27 protein-coding genes are annotated in these 25,933 nt (G+C 55.3%); 17 read left to right on the top strand and 10 right to left on the bottom strand.

What is annotated here, in order from left to right; genetic code table 11:
• Positions 1–20: 20 nt before the first annotated feature.
• Positions 21–2,123 carry a molybdopterin-dependent oxidoreductase gene (locus BUA49_RS13475; protein ID WP_072798484.1) on the bottom strand — a complete coding sequence of 701 codons (2,103 nt, stop codon included), beginning with the start codon at positions 2,121–2,123 and terminating at the stop codon, positions 21–23.
• A 205-nt stretch (positions 2,124–2,328) separates the two neighbouring features.
• Here BUA49_RS13475 and phnC point away from each other — a divergent pair, with 205 nt between their 5' ends.
• The 13 genes from phnC (at position 2,329) to phnP (ending at position 13,033) form a co-directional block, all read left to right on the top strand.
• The gene (gene phnC, locus BUA49_RS13480) at positions 2,329–3,162 is read left to right on the top strand and encodes a phosphonate ABC transporter ATP-binding protein (RefSeq protein WP_072798485.1); all 834 of its coding nucleotides are present in this window, start codon (positions 2,329–2,331) and stop codon (positions 3,160–3,162) included.
• A 41-nt stretch (positions 3,163–3,203) separates the two neighbouring features.
• Positions 3,204–4,208 (top strand): phosphonate ABC transporter substrate-binding protein, encoded by a 1,005-nt coding sequence (phnD, locus tag BUA49_RS13485; protein WP_072798487.1) that lies wholly within the window; start codon positions 3,204–3,206, stop codon positions 4,206–4,208.
• 67 nt (positions 4,209–4,275) lie between these two features.
• Entirely contained in the window at positions 4,276–5,073 is a 798-nt protein-coding gene (gene phnE, locus BUA49_RS13490) for a phosphonate ABC transporter, permease protein PhnE (protein ID WP_072798489.1), read from the top strand.
• A complete protein-coding gene (phnF, locus tag BUA49_RS13495) occupies positions 5,073–5,804 on the top strand; it encodes a phosphonate metabolism transcriptional regulator PhnF (protein WP_175547590.1) in 732 nt (243 codons plus the stop codon). The genes phnE and phnF overlap by 1 nt, the downstream gene beginning before the upstream one ends.
• Positions 5,801–6,259: a phosphonate C-P lyase system protein PhnG gene (gene phnG, locus BUA49_RS13500; protein WP_072798493.1), complete on the top strand. Its 459-nt coding sequence runs from the start codon at positions 5,801–5,803 to the stop codon at positions 6,257–6,259. Before phnF ends, phnG begins: the two co-directional genes overlap by 4 nt.
• A 2-nt stretch (positions 6,260–6,261) precedes the next feature.
• Positions 6,262–6,888 carry a phosphonate C-P lyase system protein PhnH gene (gene phnH, locus BUA49_RS13505; RefSeq protein WP_084063588.1) on the top strand — a complete coding sequence of 209 codons (627 nt, stop codon included), beginning with the start codon at positions 6,262–6,264 and terminating at the stop codon, positions 6,886–6,888.
• Between the two features lie 2 nt (positions 6,889–6,890).
• Positions 6,891–8,051, top strand: a complete 1,161-nt coding sequence (locus tag BUA49_RS13510) for a carbon-phosphorus lyase complex subunit PhnI (protein WP_072798495.1) — start codon at positions 6,891–6,893, stop codon at positions 8,049–8,051.
• The gene (locus tag BUA49_RS13515) at positions 8,048–8,941 is read left to right on the top strand and encodes an alpha-D-ribose 1-methylphosphonate 5-phosphate C-P-lyase PhnJ (RefSeq protein WP_139248789.1); all 894 of its coding nucleotides are present in this window, start codon (positions 8,048–8,050) and stop codon (positions 8,939–8,941) included. The genes BUA49_RS13510 and BUA49_RS13515 overlap by 4 nt, the downstream gene beginning before the upstream one ends.
• Positions 8,938–9,741: a phosphonate C-P lyase system protein PhnK gene (gene phnK / locus BUA49_RS13520; protein ID WP_072798497.1), complete on the top strand. Its 804-nt coding sequence runs from the start codon at positions 8,938–8,940 to the stop codon at positions 9,739–9,741. The genes BUA49_RS13515 and phnK overlap by 4 nt, the downstream gene beginning before the upstream one ends.
• Positions 9,742–9,766: 25 nt before the next feature.
• A complete protein-coding gene (gene phnL / locus BUA49_RS13525; RefSeq protein ID WP_072798498.1) occupies positions 9,767–10,486 on the top strand; it encodes a phosphonate C-P lyase system protein PhnL in 720 nt (239 codons plus the stop codon).
• Positions 10,483–11,685 (top strand): alpha-D-ribose 1-methylphosphonate 5-triphosphate diphosphatase, encoded by a 1,203-nt coding sequence (locus BUA49_RS13530; protein WP_084063589.1) that lies wholly within the window; start codon positions 10,483–10,485, stop codon positions 11,683–11,685. The genes phnL and BUA49_RS13530 overlap by 4 nt, the downstream gene beginning before the upstream one ends.
• Before the next feature lie 12 nt (positions 11,686–11,697).
• Positions 11,698–12,282, top strand: coding sequence for a ribose 1,5-bisphosphokinase (phnN, locus tag BUA49_RS13535; protein WP_072798500.1), 585 nt, complete (start codon positions 11,698–11,700; stop codon positions 12,280–12,282).
• Positions 12,272–13,033, top strand: coding sequence for a phosphonate metabolism protein PhnP (gene phnP, locus BUA49_RS13540; protein WP_072798501.1), 762 nt, complete (start codon positions 12,272–12,274; stop codon positions 13,031–13,033). Before phnN ends, phnP begins: the two co-directional genes overlap by 11 nt.
• A 24-nt stretch (positions 13,034–13,057) precedes the next feature.
• On the opposite strand, the gene BUA49_RS13545 is transcribed toward phnP, so the two are convergent.
• Genes BUA49_RS13545 through BUA49_RS13555 form a run of 3 tightly spaced genes read right to left on the bottom strand, consistent with a single transcriptional unit; the run spans position 13,058 to position 16,183 of the window.
• Positions 13,058–15,283, bottom strand: a complete 2,226-nt coding sequence (locus BUA49_RS13545; RefSeq protein ID WP_072798503.1) for a PepSY domain-containing protein — start codon at positions 15,281–15,283, stop codon at positions 13,058–13,060.
• 19 nt (positions 15,284–15,302) lie between these two features.
• Positions 15,303–15,776 carry a DUF2271 domain-containing protein gene (locus BUA49_RS13550; RefSeq protein WP_072798505.1) on the bottom strand — a complete coding sequence of 158 codons (474 nt, stop codon included), beginning with the start codon at positions 15,774–15,776 and terminating at the stop codon, positions 15,303–15,305.
• Positions 15,777–15,793: 17 nt separating this feature from the next.
• On the bottom strand, positions 15,794–16,183 hold the full coding sequence (locus tag BUA49_RS13555; protein WP_072798507.1) for a PepSY domain-containing protein: 390 nt from the start codon (positions 16,181–16,183) through the stop codon (positions 15,794–15,796).
• A gap of 140 nt (positions 16,184–16,323) precedes the next feature.
• On the opposite strand from BUA49_RS13555, the gene BUA49_RS13560 reads away from it, so the two are divergent.
• Together BUA49_RS13560 and BUA49_RS13565 are read left to right on the top strand one after the other, a co-directional pair.
• Positions 16,324–16,989 (top strand): response regulator, encoded by a 666-nt coding sequence (locus tag BUA49_RS13560; protein WP_072798508.1) that lies wholly within the window; start codon positions 16,324–16,326, stop codon positions 16,987–16,989.
• The gene (locus tag BUA49_RS13565) at positions 16,979–18,316 is read left to right on the top strand and encodes a sensor histidine kinase (protein ID WP_072798510.1); all 1,338 of its coding nucleotides are present in this window, start codon (positions 16,979–16,981) and stop codon (positions 18,314–18,316) included. Before BUA49_RS13560 ends, BUA49_RS13565 begins: the two co-directional genes overlap by 11 nt.
• Positions 18,317–18,375: 59 nt before the next feature.
• Here the strand turns inward: BUA49_RS13565 and BUA49_RS13570 are convergent, their stop codons facing one another.
• The 6 genes from BUA49_RS13570 to BUA49_RS13595 form a co-directional block, all read right to left on the bottom strand.
• Positions 18,376–18,606: a thioredoxin family protein gene (locus tag BUA49_RS13570; protein WP_072798512.1), complete on the bottom strand. Its 231-nt coding sequence runs from the start codon at positions 18,604–18,606 to the stop codon at positions 18,376–18,378.
• 39 nt (positions 18,607–18,645) lie between these two features.
• Positions 18,646–19,965, bottom strand: coding sequence for a permease (locus tag BUA49_RS13575; RefSeq protein ID WP_084063590.1), 1,320 nt, complete (start codon positions 19,963–19,965; stop codon positions 18,646–18,648).
• Between the two features lie 227 nt (positions 19,966–20,192).
• Complete coding sequence (locus BUA49_RS13580; RefSeq protein ID WP_072798699.1) at positions 20,193–20,903, bottom strand: ABC transporter ATP-binding protein; 711 nt, start codon at positions 20,901–20,903, stop codon at positions 20,193–20,195.
• Positions 20,904–20,907: 4 nt separating this feature from the next.
• The gene (locus BUA49_RS13585) at positions 20,908–22,110 is read right to left on the bottom strand and encodes an ABC transporter permease (protein WP_072798514.1); all 1,203 of its coding nucleotides are present in this window, start codon (positions 22,108–22,110) and stop codon (positions 20,908–20,910) included.
• Complete coding sequence (locus BUA49_RS13590; protein ID WP_072798516.1) at positions 22,107–23,258, bottom strand: efflux RND transporter periplasmic adaptor subunit; 1,152 nt, start codon at positions 23,256–23,258, stop codon at positions 22,107–22,109. The genes BUA49_RS13585 and BUA49_RS13590 overlap by 4 nt, the downstream gene beginning before the upstream one ends.
• Positions 23,255–23,863, bottom strand: coding sequence for a TetR/AcrR family transcriptional regulator (locus tag BUA49_RS13595; RefSeq protein WP_072798518.1), 609 nt, complete (start codon positions 23,861–23,863; stop codon positions 23,255–23,257). The genes BUA49_RS13590 and BUA49_RS13595 overlap by 4 nt, the downstream gene beginning before the upstream one ends.
• 176 nt (positions 23,864–24,039) lie before the next feature.
• Between BUA49_RS13595 and BUA49_RS13600 the strand changes: the two genes are divergently transcribed.
• On the top strand, positions 24,040–25,317 hold the full coding sequence (locus BUA49_RS13600) for a ferredoxin reductase family protein (RefSeq protein ID WP_228704504.1): 1,278 nt from the start codon (positions 24,040–24,042) through the stop codon (positions 25,315–25,317).
• Positions 25,318–25,451: 134 nt separating this feature from the next.
• Positions 25,452–25,790 (top strand): BON domain-containing protein, encoded by a 339-nt coding sequence (locus BUA49_RS17800; protein ID WP_175547591.1) that lies wholly within the window; start codon positions 25,452–25,454, stop codon positions 25,788–25,790.
• The last annotated feature ends 143 nt before the right edge of the window (positions 25,791–25,933 follow it).

Consider the following 25,933-nt stretch of genomic DNA (forward strand, 5'->3'; position numbering starts at 1 on the left):
ATCACCTTTTCCATTGCGGCTTAAGCCACCCGCACAGCTACCCGCGTACCGTTAAACGCCGCGTTGCCGGTCAAGGCATCAATGCGCTGTGAGTCAGTGATGTCGTTCATGCTGACACCCGGCTGCGATTCCGCAACGGTCATGGCAGTGTTGGCCCGGTTGTGGCCCCAGCCCTGAGGGATGCTGATTACCCCTTCAAACATATCGTCGTTGAATTCCACAGGCAGCTGAATTTTACCGGTGGAGGAGACGACCAGCGCATTCTGCCCGTCGGTAAGGCCCAGCTTTTGGGCATCAGCGGTATTCATCTGAACCGTGCATGGGTTTTTGCCTTTGACTAACCGATGGGAATTCTGGGTCCAGGTATTGTGACTGCGGGGCAGCCGGCGGCTGATCATGGAAAACGGATAGTCGCAATCCTGTTCGCGGCTCGAAAATCCCGATTCGTCCAGGCGTTTCAGATCGTCCAGATACAGTTGGGGCGCGATTCGTATGAGTCCGTCTTCGGTTTGAATTCGTTGCTCCAGGCAAGGCTGTAGTGGCCCCAGATCCAAGCCGTGTGGATTGTCTTTCAGTTTGTCCAGGCTCATGCCTTGCGCGCCGTATGCACCGTGCTTCAGGCCGGCGTCCAACATCATCTCCGGCGTCACTCCGTCGTCTTCCCTCCCGGTCAGGTGCAGGGCGAGATCCCGAAGGATTTCCCAGTCATGTTTTTGATCGGGCGATTTCTCGAACATGGGCTCGGAGAACTTGGCTGTGTTCCGCACCGCAAAGGAATTGAAGAATACGTCGAAATGGGGCACTTCCAGGCCGGTTGTGGCCGGCAGAATGATGTCCGCATGGCGGGTGGTTTCGTTCAGGTAGATGTCCACAGACACCATGAACTCCAGCGCATCAAACGCCTCTTCCAGACGCATCCCGCCAGGGGCGGAGAGCACGGGGTTACCGGCGACGGTAATCATGGCCCGAATCTGGCCTTCGCCGGGTGTCAGAATCTCATCGGCCAGGGTGGCGACCGGGAATTCGTTGTTAAAGTAGGGCAGCTTTCTTACCCGGGACTCATAGCGGCCGTAAGAGCTGGGTTTGCCTTTTTTATCCCGCACCAGATCGAAAACAGGCTGGGGAAACATAGCGCCGCCCCGGCGATCAAAATTTCCTGTGAGAATATTCAGCACATTATTCAGCCACTGGCATAGGCCGCCAAAAGACTGGGTGGAGGCACCCATCCGGCTGTAGCACACAGCACTTTTGGCTGTGGCCATCTCGCGTGCCAGCTCCCGGATGGCCGTTGCTTCCATGCCGCAGGCATCGGCTACGGTTTCCGGTGAATAAGGCTTCACCGCCTCCGCCAAGCTATCCAGCCCGTGAATACGGGATTCGAGATGGCCAAGATTCACGCGCTGCTCATCAAACAGGGTGTGCACCAGGGCGAGCATGAACAGGGCGTCTGTTTCCGGGCGGATGAACAGATGCCGATCGGCCTTCTTGGCGGTCTCGGTGCGTCGGGGATCTACCACCACCACCTTGCCGCCCCGTTGCTGAATCGCCTTCAGGCGTTTGCCCACGCCCGGTGCCGTCATCAGGCTGCCATTGGAGACGATCGGGTTGGCTCCGATGATCAGCATGAAATCTGTGTGGTCGATGTCCGGAATGGGAATGAGCATGCCGGCACCGAGCATGTAATTGGAGGCCACATGGTGGGGCAGCTGATCGGCGGATGCGGAGCTGTAACGATTGTTGGTACCCAGTGCCTTGAAAAACCGCGGCAGCATGATGGCATTGCCGAAGTTGTGGGCGTTGGGATTGCCAAGGTACACGCCGACCGCATCTTTGCCGTGGGCCTGCTGAACGTCGCGGAAGCGGGTGGCTATTTCGGCGAAGGCTTCGTTCCAGCTGATCTCCTGCCAGCCATCTGCTGTGCGCTTGAGGGGTGTTTTCAGGCGGTCTTTATCCCTGTAGAAATCCTGAAGGGCCACCGCCTTGGGGCAAATATGACCACGACTGAACGGATCGTTGTTGTCGCCCTTGATCGACAGTATCTCTCCGCCCTGGTGTTTGATTTCCAGGCCGCACATGGCTTCGCAGATATTGCAGGTCCGATAGTGGGTCTTGGCTTCGCTCATATGAACAGGCTCTGTTGTGAGTATTGTCGTTATTGGACGTCTGAGTTTGGCATAAACGGCAAGAAAATCAGACGGTCATTATTCACATAAATCTGGCCGATCCTGCCACATAACTTTAAGAAAATCGTCACATCAGTGACTCCCCTCTGTCATCTGACATCGACAGGATGTCTATACAAGATGACCACAAATCAGAGGGAACGTCATGGGGCCTGTCATTCGCATCCATAACCTGAGCAAGACCTTCGGCAAAGACGGCGCAGCACTCAGCAATATCAGCATCAATGTTGATCAAGGCGAAATGGTGGGGCTTATTGGCCCTTCTGGTTCCGGAAAGTCAACGTTGCTGCGACATGTGTCAGGGCTTGTAAAAGGGGATCAGACCGGTGGCGGTGTCGAGGTGTTGGGTGAGCCTTTGCAGCTTGCAGGAAAGCTGAGCCGGCGTGCCAGGCACACACGGGCCCGGATTGGTTACATCTTTCAGCAGTTCAATCTGGTGAATCGCCTCAGTGTGCTAGACAACGTGCTGATGGGTTTGCTGGGAAGAGTGCCGGTCTGGCGCGGCACGCTTGGCCTTTTTTTCGAACAGGAAAAATTGCTGGCGATGGAGTCGCTGCGGCGGGTCGGAATGGATGATCACGCCCATAAGCGGGCCTCTTGTCTTTCTGGCGGTCAACAGCAGCGGGTTGCTATCGCAAGAGCTCTGACTCAGCAGGTGGATATCATTCTCGCGGATGAACCCATCGCCTCGCTTGACCCCGAGTCTGCTCGGTGCGTCATGGATATTCTTGAAGATATCAACCAGCAGGACGGCAAGACTGTGCTGGTGACTTTGCACCAGATCGATTATGCACACAGCTATTGCCATCGAATTCTTGCTCTGAAGCAAGGGCGTGTTCACTACGATGGCGCCGCTGGTGAACTGACTCCCGCATTACTGAACAACATCTACGGCACCACCTCTTTCAATAACCATAGCCTGCCTGAACCCCGTTGTGTGCTCGCCACACCCGTGGAAGGCCTCGCCATGGCGCAGTAGCAATAAGTCCTGATTAACCCAACCACGAAACGAGGAACATCATGATTAAACAATGGATTTGTGGCCTGACTATCGCAGCATCGCTAACCGCCGCCGCTGGCGTTCAGGCCGAAGAAATGAAAACCCTGAACTTCGGCATTATTTCAACGGAGTCCTCCCAGAACCTCAGGACCATGTGGAATCCGTTCCTGGACGACATGTCCGATCAGCTGGGTATGGAAGTAAACGCTTTTTTTGCGCCCGATTACGCCGGCATCATCCAGGCCATGCGGTTCGATAAAGTTGACGTGGCCTGGTATGGCAACAAGTCAGCCATGGAAGCGGTTGATCGTGCCGGAGGCGAAATCTTTGCCCAAACGGTCGATGTAACCGGCAATCCGGGCTACTGGTCGCTGCTCATTACCCATCGAGATAACAAAGACCTGAACACCGTTGAGGACGTTCTCGCCAACGCCAAGGACCTCACGTTTGGTAACGGTGATCCCAACTCTACATCCGGCTTCCTGGTGCCAGGCTATTACGTGTTTGCTGCCAATGGCGTTGACGCCAAGAGCGCTTTCAAACGCACTCTGAACTCCAGCCATGAAACCAATGCCCTGGCAGTTGCGAGCAAGCAGGTTGACGTTGCGACCTTCAACACTGAGAGCTATTCACGCCTTCAGGAAACTCACCCGCAGAAAGCTGAGCAGTTGAAGATTCTCTGGAAATCGCCCCTGATCCCGGCCGACCCACTGGTCTGGCGCAAGAACCTCCCGGAGAACGTCAAGAGCAAAGTCAGGAATTTCATTTTTAACTATGGAACTGAGAATGAGTCTGAAAAGGCCGTTCTGGCAGACCTCCAGTGGGCTCCGTTCAAGGTTTCCTCGAACGACCAGCTGATTCCGATTCGCCAGCTTGCCCTGTTCAAACAGAAAGCCAGTCTGCAGGCGGAAGAGCATCTCGATGCCGACGAAAAATCTCGCCGCATCGCCGTTATCGAAAGCGAGCTCAAAGCACTTAACCGCCGTGCAGCCGCGATCGAAGAAAAACAGGCCGCAACCAACTAAGAGTGAATACGCCGGAGGTCTAACCTCCGGTCCGCCTGCTGGCGACATTCAACCGGATATCTGTCTTATGCAAACGGCTTCAGTCTCAACAAAAGCACCCGCCAACCTGCCTCGCCATAGCTGGATCAAGTTGTTCGGTTGGGGGCTTTTCCTGGCTGTGATGGCCTGGTCCTGGGAAGGCGCGGAGATGAGGCCTGCGTCGCTCTGGAACGACGCAGAAAACATGGCAACTTTCGCAGGTGATTTCTTTCCTCCCGATTTTACCTCCTGGCGCTTTTACGTCAGCGAGATGGTGACAACCGTGCAGATCGCGGTTTGGGGAACCTTTCTGGCGATTATCCTGGCTATCCCATTCGCCATTTTATCGTCTGAAAATCTGGTGCCTTGGTGGGTATACCAACCGGTTCGAAGATTGATGGACGCCAGCCGCGCTATCAATGAAATGGTCTTTGCCATGCTGTTCGTGGTAGCCGTTGGGCTCGGGCCTTTTGCCGGGGTACTGGCGTTATTCGTCCATACCACTGGCGTGCTCGCCAAGCTGTTTTCCGAAGCCGTCGAAGCGATTGACCCTGGCCCTGTTGAAGGCGTTCGCGCTACCGGTGCCACCGGGATTCAGGAAATCATTTTCGGCGTCATTCCACAGGTACTGCCGTTGTGGATTTCCTATTCCCTGTATCGCTTCGAATCCAATGTTCGCTCGGCAACTGTGCTCGGCATGGTGGGAGCGGGCGGTATCGGGGTGATTCTCTGGGAAAGTATGCGCGGTTTCATGTTTGCCCAGACCTGCGCCGTAATGATCGTGATCATCGTGGTGGTGACAGGGCTGGACCTCATCTCTCAATGTGTCCGGAAGCGGTTTATCTGATGGCCATTTATCAGGACATTGCAAACACGCTGGAGAGAGAAATCCGGGGCCGGTTCCGAGCCGGTGATTATCTGCCGCCGGAGAGCGAATTGGCTGAACGCTTCTCCATTAACCGGCACACCGTCCGCCGGGCCCTGGATGAGCTTGTCCATGCCGGCATGGTGCTCCGCCAACATGGTAAGGGCACCCTGGTGCTGGAGCACTCTCTGGAATACCGGATCGGTGCCCGCGGTCGATTCAGTGAATCGGTACAAGCCCTGGGGCACGACGCCAAGGCCACTGTCATAGGGCGACAAACTGTCTCTGTGGACGCGCCGCTTGCTGCAAAAATGTGGGTAAAGCCCGGAACACGGGTATTTCAGATCGATACCCTCCGGAGTGTCGATAATCAGCCGGTCACGCTGATTTCGCACTACCTGCCAACTGCCCATTGTCCGGATCTGTTTGAACAGTACCGGGGCGGGTCACTGCATGCCTATCTGGAGGCGACCTACGCGCTGACTCTCGAGCGTAAGCAGGGTCTGATTTCTGCGCTGTTACCGACGGCTCAGGAGTCTACGTTGCTGCAGTACCCGCGGAATAAGCCCCTATTACAGGTCCGGTCCAACAACCTCTGTACCCGTTCGGGGAATCTCATTGAGTACAGCGTATCCCGCAGTCGGGCAGATTGTTTTGAGTATCGGATTGAACCTCGTCAGAACCTGATAACGGAAGGAGATGAGTTGCTATGAATGAGACCCCCCAAGCCTCTGAGAAAGAGGCCATCAAACAGCGCCAGCACTGGATGGCGGTGCTGGCTCGTGCCAATGAAGCTGAGCTGGAAAACAGCCTGGGTTGTCTAGACCTCCCGGAGTACCGCAGCCTGAGAGCGCCTGAAATCGGATTGGCAATGGTTCGGGGACGGACTGGCGGGACCGGTCAGCCTTTCAATCTGGGCGAAACCACCATGACCCGATGCGTTATTGAAACGGTGTCTGGTGCTCGGGGATTCGGCTATGTGCGTGGGAGAAATCGGCGCCATGCGGAGTTGGCAGCGATATTCGATGCCTTGTTACAGGAGCGCCCGGAGCTTGGCCAGTCCGTTATCCAGCCGCTTTATGACCAGTGGCAAGCCGCACGGTCACTGCAGGCCCGCAAAGCCGCATCAACCCGCGTTGATTTTATGACCATGGTGAGAGGGGAGTGAGCGTGAACGCACAACAGACAATGTTTACCAGCCAGCACAAGTTGAGTGCCGGGTTTGCTGACGTCACCCATCAGTCGCAACAGGTGTTTCGACAGATTCTCTCCGCCATGGCAGAGCCAGGCACGATCATGGCGACAGGTGCGATTGAATCCCCGCCGCCAATCTCAGCCGCCACTTATCAAGTGTGTCTGGCGTTACTTGATCAGGAAACCCCGGTTTGGATCCAGCCCGAGCTTTTCTCATCGGAGGTTTCCAGCTCACTGCGATTTCATTGTGGGTGTCGCCTGGTTGAAGACGCCGCGCAGGCGGCTTTCGTTTTGATGACGAGTAGTGGAGACGGCCGGTTAGGCGCTTTTAATCAGGGCTCCTTCGAGTATCCGGACCGGTCAGCAACAGTGATCGTTGAGGTGGAGAGTCTGGCCGATAACGGTGAGCTGAATTTGGAAGGCCCCGGCATCCGCGGCACGCGAACAGTAGGCATCGGTGGCTTTGATCACGGCTGGATAGAGCGCCTGGCCCGCAACCGTGCGGCTTTTCCCTGTGGTGTCGATCTGATTCTGACCTGTGGCAATCGTCTGATGGCGCTGCCCCGGACTACCCGGCTAAGCCACGCGACTATGGAGGTTTAACCATGTACGTAGCAGTAAAAGGCGGCGAAAAGGCCATCGATGCGGCCCATGAATGGCTGGCAGAAACCCGCCGGGGCGACGGCTCGGTTGAAGAGCTGTCCATTGCTCAAATCCGGAGCCAGTTACGTTTGGCAGTCGACAGGGTGATGTCGGAAGGCTCGCTCTACGACCCGGAACTGGCCGCTCTGGCGTTGAAGCAGGCCAGCGGCGACACGGTGGAAGCGGTGTTCCTGGTTCGTGCTTATCGGACCACTTTGCCTCGGTTTGTGTCGTCTCAGCCTTTGGAAACCAACCACATGGCTATCCAGCGCCGAATTTCCGCGACTTACAAGGATGTACCGGGCGGACAGGTGTTGGGGCCGACCTACGATTACACCCACCGTTTGCTGGATTTCACGCTGATGGCCAATGGCGAGGCACCGCAGGGCCCAGAGCCGAGCGATGAGCCTGTCGAGGCGTGCCCGCGGGTGCTGGATATGCTCAACCGCGAAGGCCTGATCGAGGGGCCAGACGGAGAAGCGAAAGCGGATCGGAACACCTCGGGCAAAGACGATGAGCCCGGAGATATAACCCGGGACCCGCTGACGTATCCCGCCAACCGTGCTACTCGGCTTCAGGCGCTGGCCCGGGGAGACGAAGGCTTTTTATTGGCTCTGGGGTACTCCACTCAGCGCGGTTACGGGCGCAACCATCCCTTTGCCGGTGAAATCCGGTACGGCACCGTCGCCATCGAAATCCTGCCGGAAGAACTGGGCTTTCCCATTGTTATCGGCGACATGGATGTCACCGAGTGCGACATGATCAACCAGTTTGGTGGCTCCGCCACCGAAGCGCCGAGGTTTACCCGTGGCTATGGCCTTACGTTTGGCCAGGGCGAGCGCAAAGTCATGGCGATGGCGCTGGTGGATAGGGCACTGAGGGCTAAAGACCTGGGCGAGGAGCTGAACACGCCGGCGCAGGATGAGGAGTTCGTGCTTTCGCACTGCGACAACCTGGACTCTTCTGGCTTTGTCTCTCACCTGAAGCTGCCCCACTACGTGGATTTTCAGTCAGAGCTGGTGCTTCTACGCCAGCTGCGACGGGAATTTCACCAGCGCAAACGCGGCAGCGAGGTTCGACAGGCCGCCACGGAAACACACCCCAGGCAGGAGTCTGAAGCATGACAATGCAATCTGCTCAAACCCAAGAATCGACCGGTTATAACTTCGCATACCTGGATGAACAGACCAAGCGCATGATTCGGCGCGGGCTTCTGAAAGCGGTCGCAATCCCGGGCTATCAGGTGCCTTTTGGTGGCCGTGAAATGCCATTGCCCTATGGCTGGGGAACCGGAGGCATGCAGGTGACCGCTACGGTGATTGGTCAGGATGATGTGCTGAAGGTGATTGATCAGGGCGCTGACGATACCACCAATGCGGTCAGCATCCGTCGCTTCTTCGTGCGCACCGCTGGTGTCGCTACCACCGAGGCGACCACCGAGGCGTCGGTCATTCAGACACGCCACCGAATTCCTGAAACGCCTCTGTCACCTGGACAAATCCTGGTCTATCAGGTGCCCATTCCGGACCCATTGCGATTCATCGAAGCCAGGGAAACAGAGACGAGAACCATGCATGCCCTTCAGGAATACGGTGTCATGCACGTGAAGCTGTACGAGGACATTGCTCGCTACGGCCATATCGCAACCACCTATGCCTACCCGGTGAAAGTGAACGGGCACTACGTTATGGATCCATCGCCCATTCCCAAATTTGATAACCCGAAAATGGATGACTGTCCGGCGCTGCAGCTGTTCGGCGCGGGCCGTGAAAAGCGGTTGTATGCCGTCCCTCCCTACACACGGGTCAGCAGTCTGGACTTTGAGGACTATCCCTTCGAAATCCAACGCTGGGAGCATAACTGTGAATTCTGTGGCGCAGAGGACTCTTTCCTGGATGAAGTGATTACCGACGATGAGGGCGCCCGAATTTTCGTCTGCTCCGATACCGATTACTGCCGGGGTCGCCGGGACGCGTCTTCCGAGGCTTCACACATTGAGGAGGTACTTTCATGAATCAGGCCGCAGAGCGGGCCCCAGAGGCCATTGCACCTCTATTGCAGGTTCAGGGGCTTCGGAAACTTTATGCACCCGGCAAGGGTGTGGACGGGGTCGACTTCGATCTTTATCCCGGCGAAGTGCTCGGCATTGTCGGCGAGTCAGGATCCGGAAAAACTACCCTGTTGAGCTGTCTCTCCGGTGCGATGGCACCTGATCAGGGCAGGGTGCTTTACACCAATCAGCATCAACGCGAGCAGGATCTTTACGGTATATCAGAGAGTGATCGCAGGTCGCTTTTGCGCACCGAATGGGGTGTGGTTCACCAGCATGCCAGCGATGGCCTGCGCATGGGCGTAAGCGCCGGTGCCAATATTGGCGAACGCCTGATGGCGGTTGGGAGTCGGCATTACGGCGAGTTGCGGGGGGCTGGCGAACATTGGCTGCGGGAGGTTGAGATTGATACGGCTCGCATTAACGACATTCCGCGCACCTTTTCCGGCGGTATGCAACAACGCCTGCAGATTGCCCGCAACCTGGTGACCAGCCCGCGACTGGTGTTCATGGATGAGCCCACCGGAGGCCTGGATGTGTCGGTGCAGGCGCGCTTGCTGGATCTTTTGCGAAATCTGGTGATGGACCTTGGGTTGTCCGTTGTGCTGGTGACCCACGATCTTGCCGTTGCCCGTCTCCTTTCACACCGCCTGATGGTTATGAAACAAGGCAAGGTGGTAGAGCAGGGGCTTACGGATCAGGTACTGGATGACCCGCGTCATCCTTACACGCAGCTGTTGGTTTCGTCGGTACTGAGTAACTGATCGGGCTATAGGGAAGGATTGAACAATGAGTGCAATGATACGTGTCGACAAACTGTGCAAAGGGTTCACCCTCCATAATCAGGGTGGGGTGTCCTATCAAGTGCTTCAAAACATCAGTTTCGAAGTGGGCCGGGGAGAATGCGTTGTGCTTGATGGCCCCTCAGGTTCCGGGAAAAGTTCTCTGTTGCGTTCGCTTTACGCCAACTATAAACCGGAATCCGGTCGCGTATGGGTGAACCATCTCGGAGCTGAAGTGGATCTGGTGACGGCCCTGCCAAGGGATGTGATCGCGATTCGCAAGCACACCATCGGATATGTCAGTCAGTTTTTACGGGTTATTCCACGAGTCTCAACGCTCGATGTGGTGATGGAGCCTGCCCGCCGCCTTGGCGTCAGCGGGGAGAAGAGTCAAGCCCGTGCTGAACAACTACTAAGACAGTTAAACATCCCCGAGCGTCTATGGAGACTTGCACCTTCCACGTTTTCCGGCGGTGAGCAACAGCGAGTCAATATTGCCCGGGGCTTCATAGTCGATTACCCGATCCTGCTTCTGGATGAACCGACGGCGTCGTTGGATGCCGGCAACCGGGAGGTGGTGGTGCAACTGATACAGGGAGCGCGGGAACGTGGCTCCGCAGTTGTGGGCATTTTTCACGATGCCGATGTACGAAACCAGGTCGCAGACAGAGCGATACCACTGGCTGCCAGACAAGCTCAGCCTTCAGCAGAGGAGATTCAGGCATGAACGTAGCCGATCACGAAAAGAGCCACTCCAAGGTGGCAGGTGCCCTATCGGCCGCCGATAGCTTTGTGCTCACCAACGCGCGGATCGTGACCAAACATGAGGTATTCGATGGAAGTATGGTTGTTCGCGACGGCCAGATTGCCGAAATTACTCGTGGCCGTTCCAGTCTGACGGGTGCAATAGACTGTTCTGGTGCCATCCTGATGCCAGGAATGGTGGAGTTACACACTGACAATCTGGAAAAACACATTTCACCGCGCCCGGGCGTCATCTGGCCAGGCATTCCAGCTGTGATTACCCACGATGCGCAGATCGTAGCCTCTGGCATTACCACCGTATTCGATGCGATTTCCGTCGGCGACATTATAGCTGGCAGTACCCGGCTGAAAGCGCTGGAAACCATGGTCAATGCCCTGGAGGCGGGCAGACAGGACGGTATGCTGCGAGCGGACCATTTTCTGCATCTCCGATGCGAAGTGAGCCACGCAGGCGCCCTGGACATGTTTCAGGCGTTGATTGATCAGCCGATGCTTCAGTTGGTTTCTGTCATGGACCATTCCCCGGGACAGCGGCAGTTCGTGAATCTGGACAAGTACCGCGAGTACTACATGGGCAAGCATGGTATCAGTAGCCAGGAGATCGAGGCGTTTATCCGTTCGCGAAAAGAGGACAGCCAGCGCTATAGTGATAAGAATCGCCGCGCCATCGTGGAAATCTGTCACCAGCGCGGAATAGCGCTTGCCAGTCACGACGATGCGACGGTCGCTCACGTGGAGGAATCCGTAGGCTTCGAGATGACCATTGCCGAATTTCCGACCACGCTTGAGGCCGCCAAAGCGTCTCACGAAAAAGGTCTGAAAGTGATGATGGGCGCACCTAATGTGGTCAGGGGTGGTTCTCACTCCGGGAATATTGCTGCGGCAACCCTGGCTCAGGAGGGCGTGCTCGATATTCTCTCCTCGGATTACTATCCGGCTAGCATGTTGGATGCAGCTTTCCGCCTCGCGCGAATGGCAGACAACGGTTACGATTTACCAAAAGCGATTGCTACGGTTTCTTCAATGCCAGCCAGATGCGCAGGGCTCAATGATCGTGGTGTCATTGAGACAGGTAAGCGCGCCGATCTAGTTCTGGTTAGCGAGTGTGGCGAGCAACCGCTGATCGAATCGGTATGGCGGGCAGGGAAGAGGGTTTACTGAGTGGAGCCAACCATGGATGCAAGGCTGTTTTATCTGATGGGTCCTTCCGGCTCAGGCAAGGATTCACTTCTGCGGTTGTGTCGACAGCGGCTCGCTGATTCACCGCTGGTTGTGGCGCATCGCTACATCACCCGGCCCCCTGAATCAGGTGGAGAAAACCATGTGGCACTGACGACTTCGGAGTTTTTAAAGCGAAAAACGCTAGGTCTGTTTGCGATGACATGGCAGGCGAACGGTCATCATTACGGCGTGGGTATTGAGATTGACCGTTGGCTGGACCTGGGCTGTAGTGTTCTGGTTAATGGCTCCAGAGCCAACTTTGATGCGGCAAGGGACCGTTACGGTGACAGAATTGTTCCGATCCTGATCACGGTGAACCCAGTGGAACTGCGCAGGCGTCTTTTGGAGCGGAGGAGAGAGTGCCCAGAAGCGATCGAATGGCGCCTGAATCGGTCTGCAGACCTTGCAGATCTGATGCCTGAAGACACTAAGATCGTCGATAACAATGATGAGCTGGAGACCGCCTTCGGACATCTTAAGACTATTTTGACGGTCTGCAACGCTGGCACGGAAAAAGCGGAAGCCAATGGGTTTTGAATTCGAGTTTTCAGGTACGGGTGATGCCCGTCGGGTGCCCGTCTATGGCTGTGATTGTCCGGCTTGCGAGCGCGCGAATCGCGATCCAGGCCAAGCCCGCCGGGCGTGCAGTGCACTGGTAAAAGCAGGTGGATATACATTGATGCTGGACGCGGGACGAACGGATTTGTGTGAGACTTTTCCGCCAGGAAGCTTTCAGGCAATCCTGCTTACGCACTACCACATGGATCATGTGATGGGGTTGTTCCATCTGAGGTGGGGCGCCAAACACACCGTGCCAGTATACGGTCCATCGGATTCACGGGGGTGTGATGATCTTTATAAGCATCCCGGGATTCTTGATTTCCAGACCCCAATGGTTCCGTTTACGACTGTCAATCTTGGTCCGTTGAAAATAACACCATTACCACTGAATCATTCCAGGCCGGTATTAGGCTACTGCATTGAGCATCAGGGGAAACGGCTGGCTTATTTAACCGATACTGTATGGCTTCCAGAGTCCTCTCTGGATTGGCTTTGCGAGCACCGACCTGACGTGATGGTTCTGGACTGCAGCACGCCTCCAAAGCCCGAGCCGCCAAGAAATCACAATGACCTGACGCTCGCGCTCGAGTTGGTTAACATTATTCGCCCGGGAAGGACATTGCTGACGCATGTTGGTCATCAGCTGGACGAGTTCCTGATGATGAATCCGGCGCTACCGAACGATGTCGGTGTGGCAGCGGACGGAATGCGATTGGAGATGTCATGATCAGTGAGCCAATCGCATCCTCGGTCAGTAAACATCTTCCAGGTAACGCCCCTCGGTTTTTAACTCATCTACATTCAGATGCAATGGCTTGAGAATTGAGTCAAACACCTGGCTAACACCAGAGGCCATATCCCGTCCCCCGCAGACCAGCACCTGAGCGCCTTTCTCAATAAGTTGTCGCAACGCGGTTTCATCAGCAACAATGGCATCCTGAACATAGGCTTTCTCTGCTGATCGTGAAAACGCTGTATTCAGCCCGGTAAGGCGGTGGTCATTCAGATAGCAGCCAAGTTCTGGCTGATAGAGAAAATCCGATTGCGGATTGCGACCGCCCCAGTACAGGTACATAGGGTTACGATCGGTGTTTTTTCGGATAAAACCCGCAAGTGGTCCGATTCCCGCACCGGCACCAACAAGAATAATGGGTGTTGCACCTCCTGCTGGACGAAAGCCTGGATTTTGCTGGATAAATCCGGTAATCCGGTCTCCCGGTTTGAGGCTGTGCAGATATCCTGAACAAAGGCCATTGGTCTGTTTACGGACGCAGATTTCCAGTTGTCCATCCGAGGCCGAAGACGCCAGCGAATATAATCGGGCGGTCTGATCCTCAGGTGGTGAAACGCCAAACAAGTCGCCTGCTTCGAAACTCGGCAGATGCAATCCACTCTTTAAAGACAATACCTGCCATAAGCTTCTACGGCTTTGTACCGGTTTGAAACGCAATATGCTGGTAGGCGCCTGTACCGCAACGCCATAGTCAACACGTTCAACAAGCTCGAACTCCGACGTGACGGCGGGGGCAGGATTATGAGTCAGTGCCAATGAAACGCCCATGTGCTTGCTGATAGCCTCACCCCATTCCCGAAACTGCAGTGCCGAACCGCGATCAATTCGGGTAACGGGATGCATTTGCTGCAGGCCTTTGCTACCGAGGGCGGCATCCACATCCAGCGCATACTGGCAGAATTTTGGGAACTGCTGGTCACCAAATCCCAGAACAACAAACTTCAACCCGTCATCCGCCTGAAAGTGTTTAAGCCGAGTCATGAACTGACTGGCGGAGGAGGGCGCGCCGCCATCACCGTAGGTTGATGCCAGAACAAAAAGCACAGAGGCAAGGGGGTAGTGCTCTGCTAGGTCATTCATCGGTGCGCAATGTACCTTCTTGCCGGCCTGGTTGAGCTTGCGCTGGAGATCTCTGGCAAAACCCCAGGTGGTATTACCTTCCGAACCCACCAGAATAACGACATCAGCCGTTTCGATGCTGGCGCCTTCATCAAGGCGCACTGATGATGAGCGCCGCTGCCACCAGATCCGCATGCCGGTAAACGACAACGCTGGCACGGTCAATGCCGCCATTCCGAGAACCAGGCCTAACCACCAGAGGCCTTCACCCGTATGCAGACGGACCATCCAGTGATGGAAATGGTTACCGGCAGAGCGTGGCTGGTACTGCAGCAGTTCGCCAGTTGACTGATCAACGAACCCGGCACCCTGAGTGGTGTTCAGGGAATAGACGTCACTGGGATCATCCGGATAAGGGAATACCAGTTCACGCAGCTCATTGGCATCCACGTTTTTTAGAGCGATCAAAGAGCTCACTGGTGCCGGCGTGCCGCCTGAGACCTCTGCCGGATATGATGGCTCCGCATTGGCAGCCTCCGGTAAAAGACCAAACCTTACCGCAGACATGTAGCTACCCGTCAATGCAGACAACAACAAACCAATAACCGCAAACCGGGCCAGCTCGGCGTGAACCCGCGAGCTACCGGTGCCGGCAATAGGCCTTAAAATTGCCTTCCAGCCACCCATACGCCGAGCCAGCAGAAACATTCCGGACAGGCACATCAGCACCATCACAACCGCCAAACCCCCGGCGAGTATTCGGCCTGCATCGTCCAGAAGAAACGACCGGTGCAAATTCTTTACCCAGCGTAAAAAGGCCGACGGCTGATAGGGGGCGATACCTTCGCCGGTCAGGGGGTTAACCAGATCTGCACCCGGCTGGCGGTCACGGCTGTAATAGACGACAACTTCCCCTGAAAGAGAGCGTTGAATCTGCTCGGTGCCCGGATAATGTGCCACTACACGTTCGGCCAGCTCAGCAACACTGAGTTCACCGGTCGCCGGGATGGACGCGGCCGACCGTTCAATGGCAGGTACAACAGATAAAATAACGCCCGTGATCGCCAGCACCAACAGCAACAGTGCAGCGACCAATCCGGGTAAGCTATGGAGCTTGCGCAACATGAATCTTGTGTCCCGTCAATTACTTGAGGTTATAAACAAAGGACTGGACATAGCCACGGCCAGAAACTGACTTGCCAGAACCTTCAGTGGTCAGAGGAGCCACCACATCTGCACGGTTGTCACGCATGTCTTCAACGGCGGTATCAACACGAACCTGGTAACCGGAGTCGATCAGTGCGTCGTCAAGTTCCAGCGTCACGTTCAGGGTGCGCCCACTGGTAACACTGGCACCGGTCAGGCCATCGTATTCAGCCTGGCTCTGACCACTGCCCCGGGCCCAGTCACGCAGATGCTTGTAATACTTACTCTTCTCGCCAGCAATCCAGAGAGTTCCGTGGTATTGGCCATCGGCATCGGTGAGGTAGAGCGCTAGATAGGCTCCATCACCACCATAATTGCTCAGTTGTGTGGTAAAGGTGACTTCCCGGGCCTGTGCGTAAACCGGCAACGCCATGGCAGTCGCAAGCCCCAGTGCTAACAGAATCTTCTTCATGATGTAATCTCCTATAACTACTCAACAGTCACGGTGGGGCGGCCTTTGATGATGCCCTTACGCGGAGCCTGCTCTTCGCTTATCGGTTTGCTATAGCTCCCCGACTTGCCCCGAGAGTCGTCATCGTCATCGTCATCGTCGTCTTCCCGCTCCATCTCCATTAGCTCAAAGGTCGCCGGCGAGTACTCAGCTTCCACCCGATGACCATCTGGATCCCTGCCTTTGACTTCGTAACAGCCGTCATCCACCTTGATGCGGAAAACCGTCCAGCCTTCCGATTCAAGCTGTTGCCGGAGATTCTCCCGGGGCTGCCATCCGGCAATCGGGTCATCGCAATCATCGTCAGCCAGGGCGTTGCTGCTCATTAGCAGCAACGAAAATGTGATAACAATGGGTTTTATTTTCATCGCATGTCTCCCGTTGAATGCGTTTAACGAATCTTAAGGCTCTTACCTGACACTGGCCTGAATAGTAACAATGCTGTTTCAGGCTGCGGTCAGTTAACGGCTGTAGTATCTTCTGCTGATGATCAGGCAAAGGGCGAAATATGCGCGTACTGTTGGTTGAAGATACAACTGGGTTGGGTGAGGCTGTGCGGGATCAGATCAGCGAAGATGGCCATGCCGTGGATTGGGTACAGAGCCTCGGTTTTGCCGATGCGAGTGTGAAAACCACCAGTTATAATCTGATTTTGCTCGACCTGATGCTGCCGGATGGCCACGGTTTTGATTTTTTAAAAAAACTGCGGGCAACCGGTGATGCAACCCCCGTGATCATTCTGACCGCCAGGGATCAGGTGTCAGACCGCATTGCAGGGTTGAATGCCGGTGCTGACGACTACCTGGTAAAACCTTTTGATTTATCTGAACTCTCTGCCCGGGTGGCCGCCGTGGCAAGACGCTATCGCGGCAACCCAAACCCTCTGGTGCGTGTCGGAAACCTTGAAGTAGATCTTGGTGACCACCGCATTAGCCGCAACGGTCAGCCGGTGGAGCTAACCGCAAGGGAATGGGCACTATTCGAGGGTTTTCTGCAGCGCCCGGGAATACTGCTATCGCGGGCTCAGCTTGAAGACCGGCTGTACGAATTCGGGGCCGAAATTGAAAGTAATACCATCGAGGTCTACATCAGCCGTCTACGCAAAAAACTGGGGCGAAGTGCCATAGTGACTGTCAGAGGCATGGGCTACCGGCTGGAACCTGATGAGCACTAAAACCAGCTTGCAAAAAACCCTTGGCACCTGGCTCACCATCGGAGTGACCTTGCTCTGGCTGTTGGGCGTTATTGCTTCAGGCCTGGTCGCCCGGCACGAAATGAACGAGGTGTTCGACAGTGCGCTGGAGGAAACAGCGCAGCGTATCCTGCCACTGGCTGTGACCGACATACTGAACAGGGAAGGGGACACCGGCCTTCAGCGGGCATTGGCCCTGAAAGAGCACGATGAGTACCTCACCTATCTGATTCGCGATAAGTCAGGCAACCTCTTGCTGCAATCCCACGACGCGGATCCCCGGATTTTCGGTGCCATACCCCAAGAAGGATTCTCCGAAACGTCAACTCACCGGATATACGGGGAGTCAGCCATCAGCGGTACGCTGTACATTGAAGTTGCCGAGCCCTTGGCGCATAGACGCGTAGCCGTGCTGGAAACGAGTCTTGCATTACTCCTGCCACTGATACTTTTAATTCCCATCAGCCTGGTCGGGGTGTGGTGGGTGATAAGACGGTCACTTCGCGAGGTTTTACTACTGCAGCAATCGATAGAGGTCCGTGGTGGTGGCGACCTTTCTCCCGTGGCAGTCGACCGTCTGCCGGAAGAGTTTGGGCCCATCATGATTTCGGTTAACCGGTTGCTGGACCGCTTGCGTCGCGCACTTGAAGCCGAGCGCAGTTTTACCGCCAACAGTGCCCATGAATTGCGAACCCCGCTAGCAACGGCGTTGGCCAAGCTCCAGCGGTTAAAGGTGGAAACGCAGGACGTCAGAGTTAAAACCCAAGCCGGCGAGATTGAAGTGTCTCTACGCACCCTCTCCAGACTGTCCGAGAAGCTGTTGGAGCTGGCAAAGGCTGAGGGTGGCGGCGCCTTATCAGAACATCGTCACGATCTTGTACCCATACTGCGGATGATCGCCAGCGATTATGAGCACCAGGCGCCCGGTAAAATCGAGCTCAACCTGCCTGATGGAGACGTCACGTCATTACTTGACCTGGATGCCTTCGCCATTCTGGCTCGAAATCTGATCGAGAATGCCCTCAGGCATGGTGCGGACGATCAACCCGTGAACATTAGCCTGACAGGCGACGGTATCCTGCGGGTGGTCAATCGCGGTGAGATTGTATCGCCGGAGAAGCTCGCCTTGTTGCGAAACCGCTTTGTCCGCTCCAGCACGAAAGCAGTGGGCTCCGGCATCGGGCTTGCGATTGTGGAAGCCATCGCCAGTGGTGCGGGAATTACGCTGACCCTTCGATCCCCAGCCTCAGGCCAGAGCGACGGTTTTGAAGCCGAACTTAATATTGCCGTGGTCGACGCGCACAGTTGAAGGCTCGCTCGTGCATCGCTGGAAAACCAGAAGCGGGCGCCTGACCCGCCATCCATACCTCAGGCGAGCAATTTCTGGATCTCGTCTGCATTGGCCACTTTGCCTTCAATAACGATTTCACCATCAATCGCCAGTGCCGGGGTGCGCATAATGCCGGCATCAATGATGGCATTGGTGTCGGTCACTTTCTCGACTTCATATTGGAGTCCTTTCGCATTTGCTGCGTCTTCTGCATTCGTTGTTAATTGTTTGCACTTGGAACAGCCACTGCCATAGATAGTAAATTTCATTGTTTGTCCTCGCTCTTTACATGAGTTTAACGGTTGGAATTACCACCAGTTGCCATAAACAAAACCGGTGGTGGTGGCCATCACCACAACCAAAGCACAATAAACCAACGTTTTTTGCGTGCCTAATATTGTGCGAATCACCAGCATGTTCGGCAGGGAGAGTGCGGGCCCTGCCAATAGTAGCGCCAGTGCCGGCCCTTTGCCCATACCGGATCCCATCAACGCTTCAACGATAGGTACTTCGGTCAGGGTAGAAAAGTACATCAGTGCGCCCAATACCGAGGCGATGACTGTGGAGGTCAGTGTGTTATCGCCCACGGCCATCGCTACCCATTCCGAAGGAATGATTCCTTCATGGCCAGGACGACCCAGCGCGAAGCCGGCAATGAATACCCCGCCCAGGAGCAGCGGTAGAATCTGTTTCGCAAAATCCCAGCTTTGTAGGGTCCACTCGCGATCTTGATCACGCAATGCCGCGATAATCATCAAACCGGCAATACCGATAGCAAAGGGCAACTCGGGAGCACTTGGCACGATGACAGCCGCAACCACAATGACAGCCGCCAGAATCAGCAATTGATTCGCCGGCCAATGCCAGCGCCAGATCAGTAGTCCCGCCAGAGCGGCGGAAAGCAGTGCCGTAATCAGCCACTTCCACTCATAGATCTGCATCCAGACAGCGCTGTCGGCAGCCGCCCAGTTTGCGAATACCAGCACCCCGACCATCAGCGCGAAAAAAGGCACAATTGCGCTCGCTGGCTTATCAGTGTCACCGCCACCAAATCCGCGAGCGTTCTTGACCGTTCGCTGTGCCTCTTCCTTGCGATAGATCAGGTGCATGATGGTACCAATCACCAGTGCAAACAGAATGGCTCCGACGGCCCGGGCAATACCGATCTCAGGCCCCAGAACTTTGGCTGTGACGACAACGGCCATGATATTGATGGCGGGCCCTGAATAAAGAAACGCAATCGCCGCGCCCAGGCCCGCACCACGCTTGTAGATGCCGCCGAATAGGGGCAGGACAGTACAGGAACAGACAGCCAGCAGCGTGCCGGATACCGATGCCACGCTGAATGCCACCGGCTTGGACGCCTCGGGCCCCAGATAGCGCATAACCGCATCCTGGCTGATATACGCCGACATGGCACCGGCAATCAGGAACGCTGGCAGCAAGCACAGGATAACGTGTTCCTGGGCGTACCAATGGGTCAAGCGAACCGCCTCCAGTACTGCGTTGTCGAAGCGCGCAGTTCCGGCTGGAATAAAATAGATCAGCACAAAGACGGCCAACATAAAAAACAGCAGGTTGGCTTCACGAGAGTTGCTGGCGTAAAGCTCGCGCAATCGTGTGGTCATCTAAACATTCCTTGGAAGGGGCATGGTTGAAGCATTCCCGTCATGGAGACGAACACACCCGCAAAAGGATGCTAAAAAATGTGTTTTATCGAGGGACTGCGTAGCGCTATTTCAGTTCCCTGTGAGGTTCAATGTATTCAAGGGGTTCACTTGTCAAGACATAGACTATACCTCATCGTGTGCGACTGTAGTCCTTTTGCCGGATCAGTTCGACCTTAGCACGGCGCTCATTCAAACCCCCGTCCTTCGCCCATTTCCTCGTGGGTTACGCCGTCACGGATGTGATAAATACGCTTGAAAGTGGGTATGATTTTTTCGTCGTGGGTGACAACGATAATGGCGGTCTCGAACTTACACGCCATGTCGTTGAGGATCTTTATGACGGCCATGGCGCGCTCACTGTCAAGGGCGGCCGTCGGTTCGTCGGCCAGTATCACTGGCGGCTGATTTACCAGCCCGCGTGCGATCGCTACCCGCTGCTGTTCGCCACCAGAAAGCTTTGATGGCATGCTGCGGGCACGGTGTTGTACGTCCAGCGCTGTGAGTAATTCGAGTGCCCTTGCACGCGCCTCGCCATTTGGCATGCCTCTCAACATAGGCAGTAGCGCAACGTTATCAGTGACATCAAGAAAAGGAATCAGATACGGAGCTTGAAACACGTAGCCGATTTTATCACGTCGCAGAGCGCGAAGGTCACGGACTTTCCAGCCATCATCAAAGATTACTTGATCACCTAGAATCATGCGCCCGGCGCTCGGGTTAATCACCGCACCAAGACATTTGAGCAAGGTACTTTTGCCGGAGCCGGAAGGCCCAATGAGGCCGACAACTTCTCCCGGTGCAACCTGCATGTCTACATGCTTTAACGCATCAACTGCAGTATCGCCCTTGCCGTAACGCTTGCTCAATCCTTCAATACGGATACCCTTTTCGCTCATCTTGTCACCCAATCGCTTCGGCCGGATCAACCTTCAGTGCAGCATAAATGGCGATAACGCTCGACAATACGCAGATCAAAACAACCGCAATGAACCCAAATATTGAATCAAGGGGTTCAAGCAACACATATTTGGGAAATATCGGTGCCATAAACAAGGTGGCGACTATTTTTCCAACCACGAAGCCGATGACTCCCAGGGCAATTGCCTGTTGCAGGATCATTCCGGCAATAGTGCGGTTTCGAGTGCCAATCAGCTTGAGCACGGCGATCTCACGGATTTTGCCAAGCGTCAGTGTATAGATAATAAAAGCCACAATAGCTGCACTAACCATCGAAAGAATCACCAGAAACATACCGATCTGTTTTGCGGAGGTGGCGATCAACTTACCTACAAGGATCTCTTCCATCTGCACCCGGGTATACACCGTCAGCCGTTTCCAGCGGCGGATCGATTCAGCCACATCGTCCACGCTATAACCGTTTTTTATCTGTACCAGAACCGCGTTTACATAGGTGTTGGTGGTTTGCGAATGGATAACGGCGTCAAGCAAGTCAGGACTGCCTGGCTTGTTGAATGCCGGGTTGGCCTCAGTGCGACGCCGGCTTTGCAAGATGGCATCATTGTCTTTCAGAAACTGTGCCTCCTGGGCATCTTTTAACGGAATAAACACCATGGGGTCGCCACCAGAGGAAACCATGCGGCGGGTCAAGCCAACCACTGTGTAGTGGTTGCGGCGTATCTGGAGGCGATCGCCAAGCTTGAAACCACTTGCGATATCAGCGACGGCTTCATAATGGCTACGGGTGATCTGACGGCCGGCAACCAGATACGGCGGCCAGCCAGGTGTGCCGGGTTCGCCTGCCGTTATGCCGGCGATCATTGCTCGCACATCGCGCTGACCTTGGCGCACCTGCATGGTGAGGTAAGTGACATTGGCTGTTCGTGCGACACCGGGCATACCGCGGATACCGCGCCAGGTATCCTGATAGACACTGGACGGTTCTGCATAAGGGCCCAGGGTATCCTTTTGCACCACCCAGAGATCTGCCCTGCTGTTATCCAGCAATACTTTCGCATCATCTATCATGCCACGATAGATTCCGGCCATAGAGAGCGTTACGCCAATCAGCAGCCCGAGACCTACACCGGTAAAAACGAATTTCCCCCACGCCTGAAGAATGTCGCGGCCGGCCAGGCTTATCATCTGGACACCCCTGGAATGTGATCAACCACGTCGATGCGACTGCTCAACGTCAGCGCCTTTTCGCTGTAGAGCACAACTTGATCGCCTTCCTTGATTCCCTTTTGGACTTGAACAAAGCCATCCAGGGACGAAACACCCAGAGTGACTGGCGTTAAACGCAACTCCTCGTCAACGATTTGCCAAACGCCCACGTTATCGCCATCGCGACGAATTGCAGCATTGGAGAGGGTCGGCGCGGCAGGAAGGGCAGGGAGGTCAACCGTGATCTCTGCCAGCTCACCTATCGGTGGCAGAGGCCGGGGAATGTCATCGAAGACCACTTTGGCGAGCATTTCCTCGGTCACCGCGTCGGCTTTCAGTTCGATTCGCAACACACGTCCATTCAGCGTTTGGCCGCTACGTGAGCGCAAAACAATATGAGCCGGTAACTCTTTGGCCAGCCCCGCTGCGCTGACCTGGTCAAAGCGCACATTGACCCACAAACTCTCGGGATCGATGAGCTCCAGCACGGACTGGCCGGCGACGACCGTCGTGCCTGGCTCGGCGTCTCGCGAGGCGACTACGCCATCGTGCGGGGCGATCAGCCGTAGATTTTTCTGCTGCGTCACCAGAGCCTCTTGATCTGACCGAACACGGGCGAGGTCTTCCTGCGCAGCGGATAAGCCGGCCGCGGCTATATCCAATTCCTGTTGTTTGGTGTTGAGAGCTTCATTGCTTGTCGATCCCGCGGCGAACAACTTTTTATAGCGGCCCGCCTGGGTCTGCGCATAGGTTTGCCGAGCCTCCGCGTCGCGCAATGCAGCTTGCGCTCGCCTGAATGCCGCTTGCTGCGAGCGCAGTTTGTCATCAAGGTCGACCGGGTCCATCTCGCCCAGTACTTGTCCAGCCTTGACCTGGTCGCCTACATGCACCTCCAGGAATTTGACGCGCCCGGCAAACGTTGGTCCGATCTTGTAGGTGTAACGCGCTTCCACAGTGCCGATGCCAAACAGCGCCGGCGTGAGCGCACGCGATTCCACTGTCACGACGGTGACTGCGACGGGGGCCAGTGGACCAGAGCGCAAGCCAACGTAGATGAAAAGCACAAGCAAAGGAACGATGACAGCCAGCAGTGCCAGGGTGCGGCCCTGCAGCGGCAAGTGTTTCATAAATCACTCCCGATACCGCGCCGATAAATCGCGAATACTCGGGGTGCATCGTGGCGTATGTGTTGTACATCTCCACTCAATAGCGATTGCATGACCAGGCCCTGAATCGTGCCAATGAACAGCGTGGCCGCCGCCTCGTTATCCAACGAAGAATTCAACTCACCACTCGACTTGCCCTTCTCAATAAGATGATTGAGGCGTTCTCCGTAGCGTTGAATCAGGGTCTGCACCATACGCTTGGCTGGCGTCGATTCTGCACGTTGAAGTTCGCCAAACATCATCCTGGGCACCCCAGGATGCTCAGCCACAAATTCGACATGAGTCATGAATATCGCCTCCAATGCCGCCAAAGGCGATTCAATTCCCTGTGTAGAGCGGTCAATTCGATCCAGCAGACGCTCCGCCACCCATTCCATGACAGCCTGCCAAATGGCCTCCTTGTTCGGGAAATGGCGAAACAAAGCGCCTTGGGTTAAATTCATGTGCTTGGCGATAGCAGCTGTCGTTATCTCGCCAGGATTCTGCGAGCCGGCAAGCTGAACCACAGACTCGACTGTAGCGGACCGGCGTGCATCGGCCGGAAGGTTCTTTGAGCGCTTGATCATGATAGCCTCCCACAAAAGATAGTAATTGATTACTATCTTATTTGAAGGGCGTGAAACGTGCAATACGAACCCTGTGTGAGAGTTTGAACCCGACTTAGTTTGTTGATTTTAAGGCTGCTGTCAGGTTAACCCTGCAGAATTCAAACAAACCCAGTCGGAGTTTATTCGTGCCCAACATGCGTGTCAGTGTTGCCCTTTTTCTGCTTTTGGCGGTTCAGCTCAGTTTCTGGACCCCAGGGCTTAGTTATGAGCAGTTACTGACGCTCAGCGGGTACCTTGCCATCAATTTCATGTCCATCACCATGGTGCTGGCGACCCGACCCGGATGGCTGGAATCCCCGTTGGCTGGTCTGGACAAAATGTATCAGCTGCATAAATGGACCGGCATTCTGGCCGTCATTTTTGCGCTGGCGCACTGGCTGATCGAAATGGCGGATGATGCCCTCGAAGCCCTGTTCGGTAATGACCGCAGCTTGAAGGAAGCAAATTTTTCGGGCTTGCTGGACAGTCTTCAGGATGGCGCTGAAGATCTTGGCGAGCCGGGCCTGTATCTGCTGGTGTTTCTGGTTGTCATTACCCTGATCCGTTGGGTGCCCTTTGGCTACTGGCGTTACCTGCATCGGGTGATGCCCCTGATTTATCTGGCACTGGTCGCCCATGCAGTGTTGTTGGCACCACTGCAATGGTGGCAACAACCCACCGGCTGGCTGATGGCACTGTTAATGGTGGCTGGTGTCACCGCCAGCCTGCAATCACTGACCGGAAAAATCGGAAGCAGTCGTCGCTACAAAGGGCTGGTTCAGGCCGTCAAGCAAACATCAGCTAACATCACAGAGGTCGTCTGTGACATGGGCAGGCAGTGGCCCGGCCATCGCGCCGGGCAGTTTGCCCTGGTAACATTCGATCGGATCGAAGGGGCACATCCTTTCAGCCTGTCCTGTGCTGACAATGCCAGCGGGCAGCTCAGTTTTCAGATCAAGGCCCTGGGGGACTACACCCGCAAGATCCCGCAGCAGCTACGCAGTGGACAGGCAGTTACACTCGAAGGCCCCTATGGTCGCTTTAATCTCGATGGCGGCAGAAAAAATGCGCAGCAGATCTGGGTGGCAGGTGGCATAGGTATCACACCGTTTCTCGCTGCACTGGAAAACCGGCTGATCAATACCGAGCAAGCACATCCTGCGGTCACACTTTATTACTGCAGCGCTGGAGCGGCGAGTGATCCAATGGTGATGCGTCTGCTAAAACTGACGGAGCAACTTCCGGACATATCACTGCACATCCATGACAGCCTGCAGGGACAGCGATTGACCGCGAACCAACTGCAGATCCATGCCCATAGGGTGGACATCTGGTTTTGCGGGCCGGAAGGCTTGGCAAAAGCCTTGCGAAGCGGACTGAAGCAACGGTCCATGTCATTACGCTTTCATCAGGAAATTTTTGAATTTCGTTGAAACAGGGATCGTCTTTCAACCTCGGTCACTGACGGACCGCTGTTGTTTGGCAACATACAGACCGACGTCGCATGCAGGCGCAGTCTCATCAATTGAAAACTGGCAGAAACCCTGCCAACAAGGAGCAGACTATAATGAGCAAACATCGTGGAACACAATTTCTGAGCATTGCCTTGATCAGCCTTGCGTTGTTGACGGCCTGCAACAAGCCCCCTGGAAATTTCGAAGGTATACAGCGGACCACCTCGAACGCCGCCAACGTAGCTGATGCGGACGTGACGAAAAACGTCAAAAAAGCTTTGCAGGGAGACGTCGCTCTGAATGGCTTTGATATTAACGTGACCACGCGTAAAGGTGATGTGCGTCTGGTTGGCGTCCTCGACACACAGAGGCAAATCGATACTGCTATAAAACTCACTCAAGGAGCGGACGGCTTCCATACTCTCAATAATGAGTTGACCCTCAAGAAGTGAGCTAGCTTCCGCCTTGGTTAATTTGTAATTCACACAAAAGCAGATTTGTTCTACGCTGGCAGCGCCAAATATGTGCAATTAGCCGAAGCCGCAATCGCCTTTGCGTTGGCGAAAATGGTCCATAAAATGACTTGGCGATCCTG

Origin of the sequence: Marinobacter antarcticus (assembly GCF_900142385.1) — a bacterium.
GTDB lineage: Bacteria > Pseudomonadota > Gammaproteobacteria > Pseudomonadales > Oleiphilaceae > Marinobacter > Marinobacter antarcticus.

Excerpts from the sequence above, each read along its gene's own strand:
- BUA49_RS13530 (WP_084063589.1), top strand. The coding sequence starts at position 10,483 with ATGAACGTAGCCGATCACGAAAAGAGCCACTCCAAGGTGGCAGGTGCC.
- phnC (WP_072798485.1), top strand. The coding sequence starts at position 2,329 with ATGGGGCCTGTCATTCGCATCCATAACCTGAGCAAGACCTTCGGCAAA.
- BUA49_RS13515 (WP_139248789.1), top strand. The coding sequence starts at position 8,048 with ATGACAATGCAATCTGCTCAAACCCAAGAATCGACCGGTTATAACTTC.
- BUA49_RS13595 (WP_072798518.1), bottom strand. The coding sequence starts at position 23,863 with ATGATCAAGCGCTCAAAGAACCTTCCGGCCGATGCACGCCGGTCCGCT.
- BUA49_RS13560 (WP_072798508.1), top strand. The coding sequence starts at position 16,324 with ATGCGCGTACTGTTGGTTGAAGATACAACTGGGTTGGGTGAGGCTGTG.
- BUA49_RS13545 (WP_072798503.1), bottom strand. The coding sequence starts at position 15,283 with ATGTTGCGCAAGCTCCATAGCTTACCCGGATTGGTCGCTGCACTGTTG.
- BUA49_RS13600 (WP_228704504.1), top strand. The coding sequence starts at position 24,040 with ATGCGTGTCAGTGTTGCCCTTTTTCTGCTTTTGGCGGTTCAGCTCAGT.
- BUA49_RS17800 (WP_175547591.1), top strand. The coding sequence starts at position 25,452 with ATGAGCAAACATCGTGGAACACAATTTCTGAGCATTGCCTTGATCAGC.
- BUA49_RS13565 (WP_072798510.1), top strand. The coding sequence starts at position 16,979 with ATGAGCACTAAAACCAGCTTGCAAAAAACCCTTGGCACCTGGCTCACC.
- phnN (WP_072798500.1), top strand. The coding sequence starts at position 11,698 with ATGGATGCAAGGCTGTTTTATCTGATGGGTCCTTCCGGCTCAGGCAAG.
- phnL (WP_072798498.1), top strand. The coding sequence starts at position 9,767 with ATGAGTGCAATGATACGTGTCGACAAACTGTGCAAAGGGTTCACCCTC.
- BUA49_RS13475 (WP_072798484.1), bottom strand. The coding sequence starts at position 2,123 with ATGAGCGAAGCCAAGACCCACTATCGGACCTGCAATATCTGCGAAGCC.
- BUA49_RS13550 (WP_072798505.1), bottom strand. The coding sequence starts at position 15,776 with ATGAAGAAGATTCTGTTAGCACTGGGGCTTGCGACTGCCATGGCGTTG.
- phnD (WP_072798487.1), top strand. The coding sequence starts at position 3,204 with ATGATTAAACAATGGATTTGTGGCCTGACTATCGCAGCATCGCTAACC.
- phnE (WP_072798489.1), top strand. The coding sequence starts at position 4,276 with ATGCAAACGGCTTCAGTCTCAACAAAAGCACCCGCCAACCTGCCTCGC.
- BUA49_RS13580 (WP_072798699.1), bottom strand. The coding sequence starts at position 20,903 with ATGAGCGAAAAGGGTATCCGTATTGAAGGATTGAGCAAGCGTTACGGC.
- BUA49_RS13510 (WP_072798495.1), top strand. The coding sequence starts at position 6,891 with ATGTACGTAGCAGTAAAAGGCGGCGAAAAGGCCATCGATGCGGCCCAT.
- phnP (WP_072798501.1), top strand. The coding sequence starts at position 12,272 with ATGGGTTTTGAATTCGAGTTTTCAGGTACGGGTGATGCCCGTCGGGTG.
- phnG (WP_072798493.1), top strand. The coding sequence starts at position 5,801 with ATGAATGAGACCCCCCAAGCCTCTGAGAAAGAGGCCATCAAACAGCGC.
- BUA49_RS13555 (WP_072798507.1), bottom strand. The coding sequence starts at position 16,183 with ATGAAAATAAAACCCATTGTTATCACATTTTCGTTGCTGCTAATGAGC.
- BUA49_RS13575 (WP_084063590.1), bottom strand. The coding sequence starts at position 19,965 with ATGACCACACGATTGCGCGAGCTTTACGCCAGCAACTCTCGTGAAGCC.
- phnK (WP_072798497.1), top strand. The coding sequence starts at position 8,938 with ATGAATCAGGCCGCAGAGCGGGCCCCAGAGGCCATTGCACCTCTATTG.
- phnF (WP_175547590.1), top strand. The coding sequence starts at position 5,073 with ATGGCCATTTATCAGGACATTGCAAACACGCTGGAGAGAGAAATCCGG.
- BUA49_RS13585 (WP_072798514.1), bottom strand. The coding sequence starts at position 22,110 with ATGATAAGCCTGGCCGGCCGCGACATTCTTCAGGCGTGGGGGAAATTC.
- BUA49_RS13590 (WP_072798516.1), bottom strand. The coding sequence starts at position 23,258 with ATGAAACACTTGCCGCTGCAGGGCCGCACCCTGGCACTGCTGGCTGTC.
- BUA49_RS13570 (WP_072798512.1), bottom strand. The coding sequence starts at position 18,606 with ATGAAATTTACTATCTATGGCAGTGGCTGTTCCAAGTGCAAACAATTA.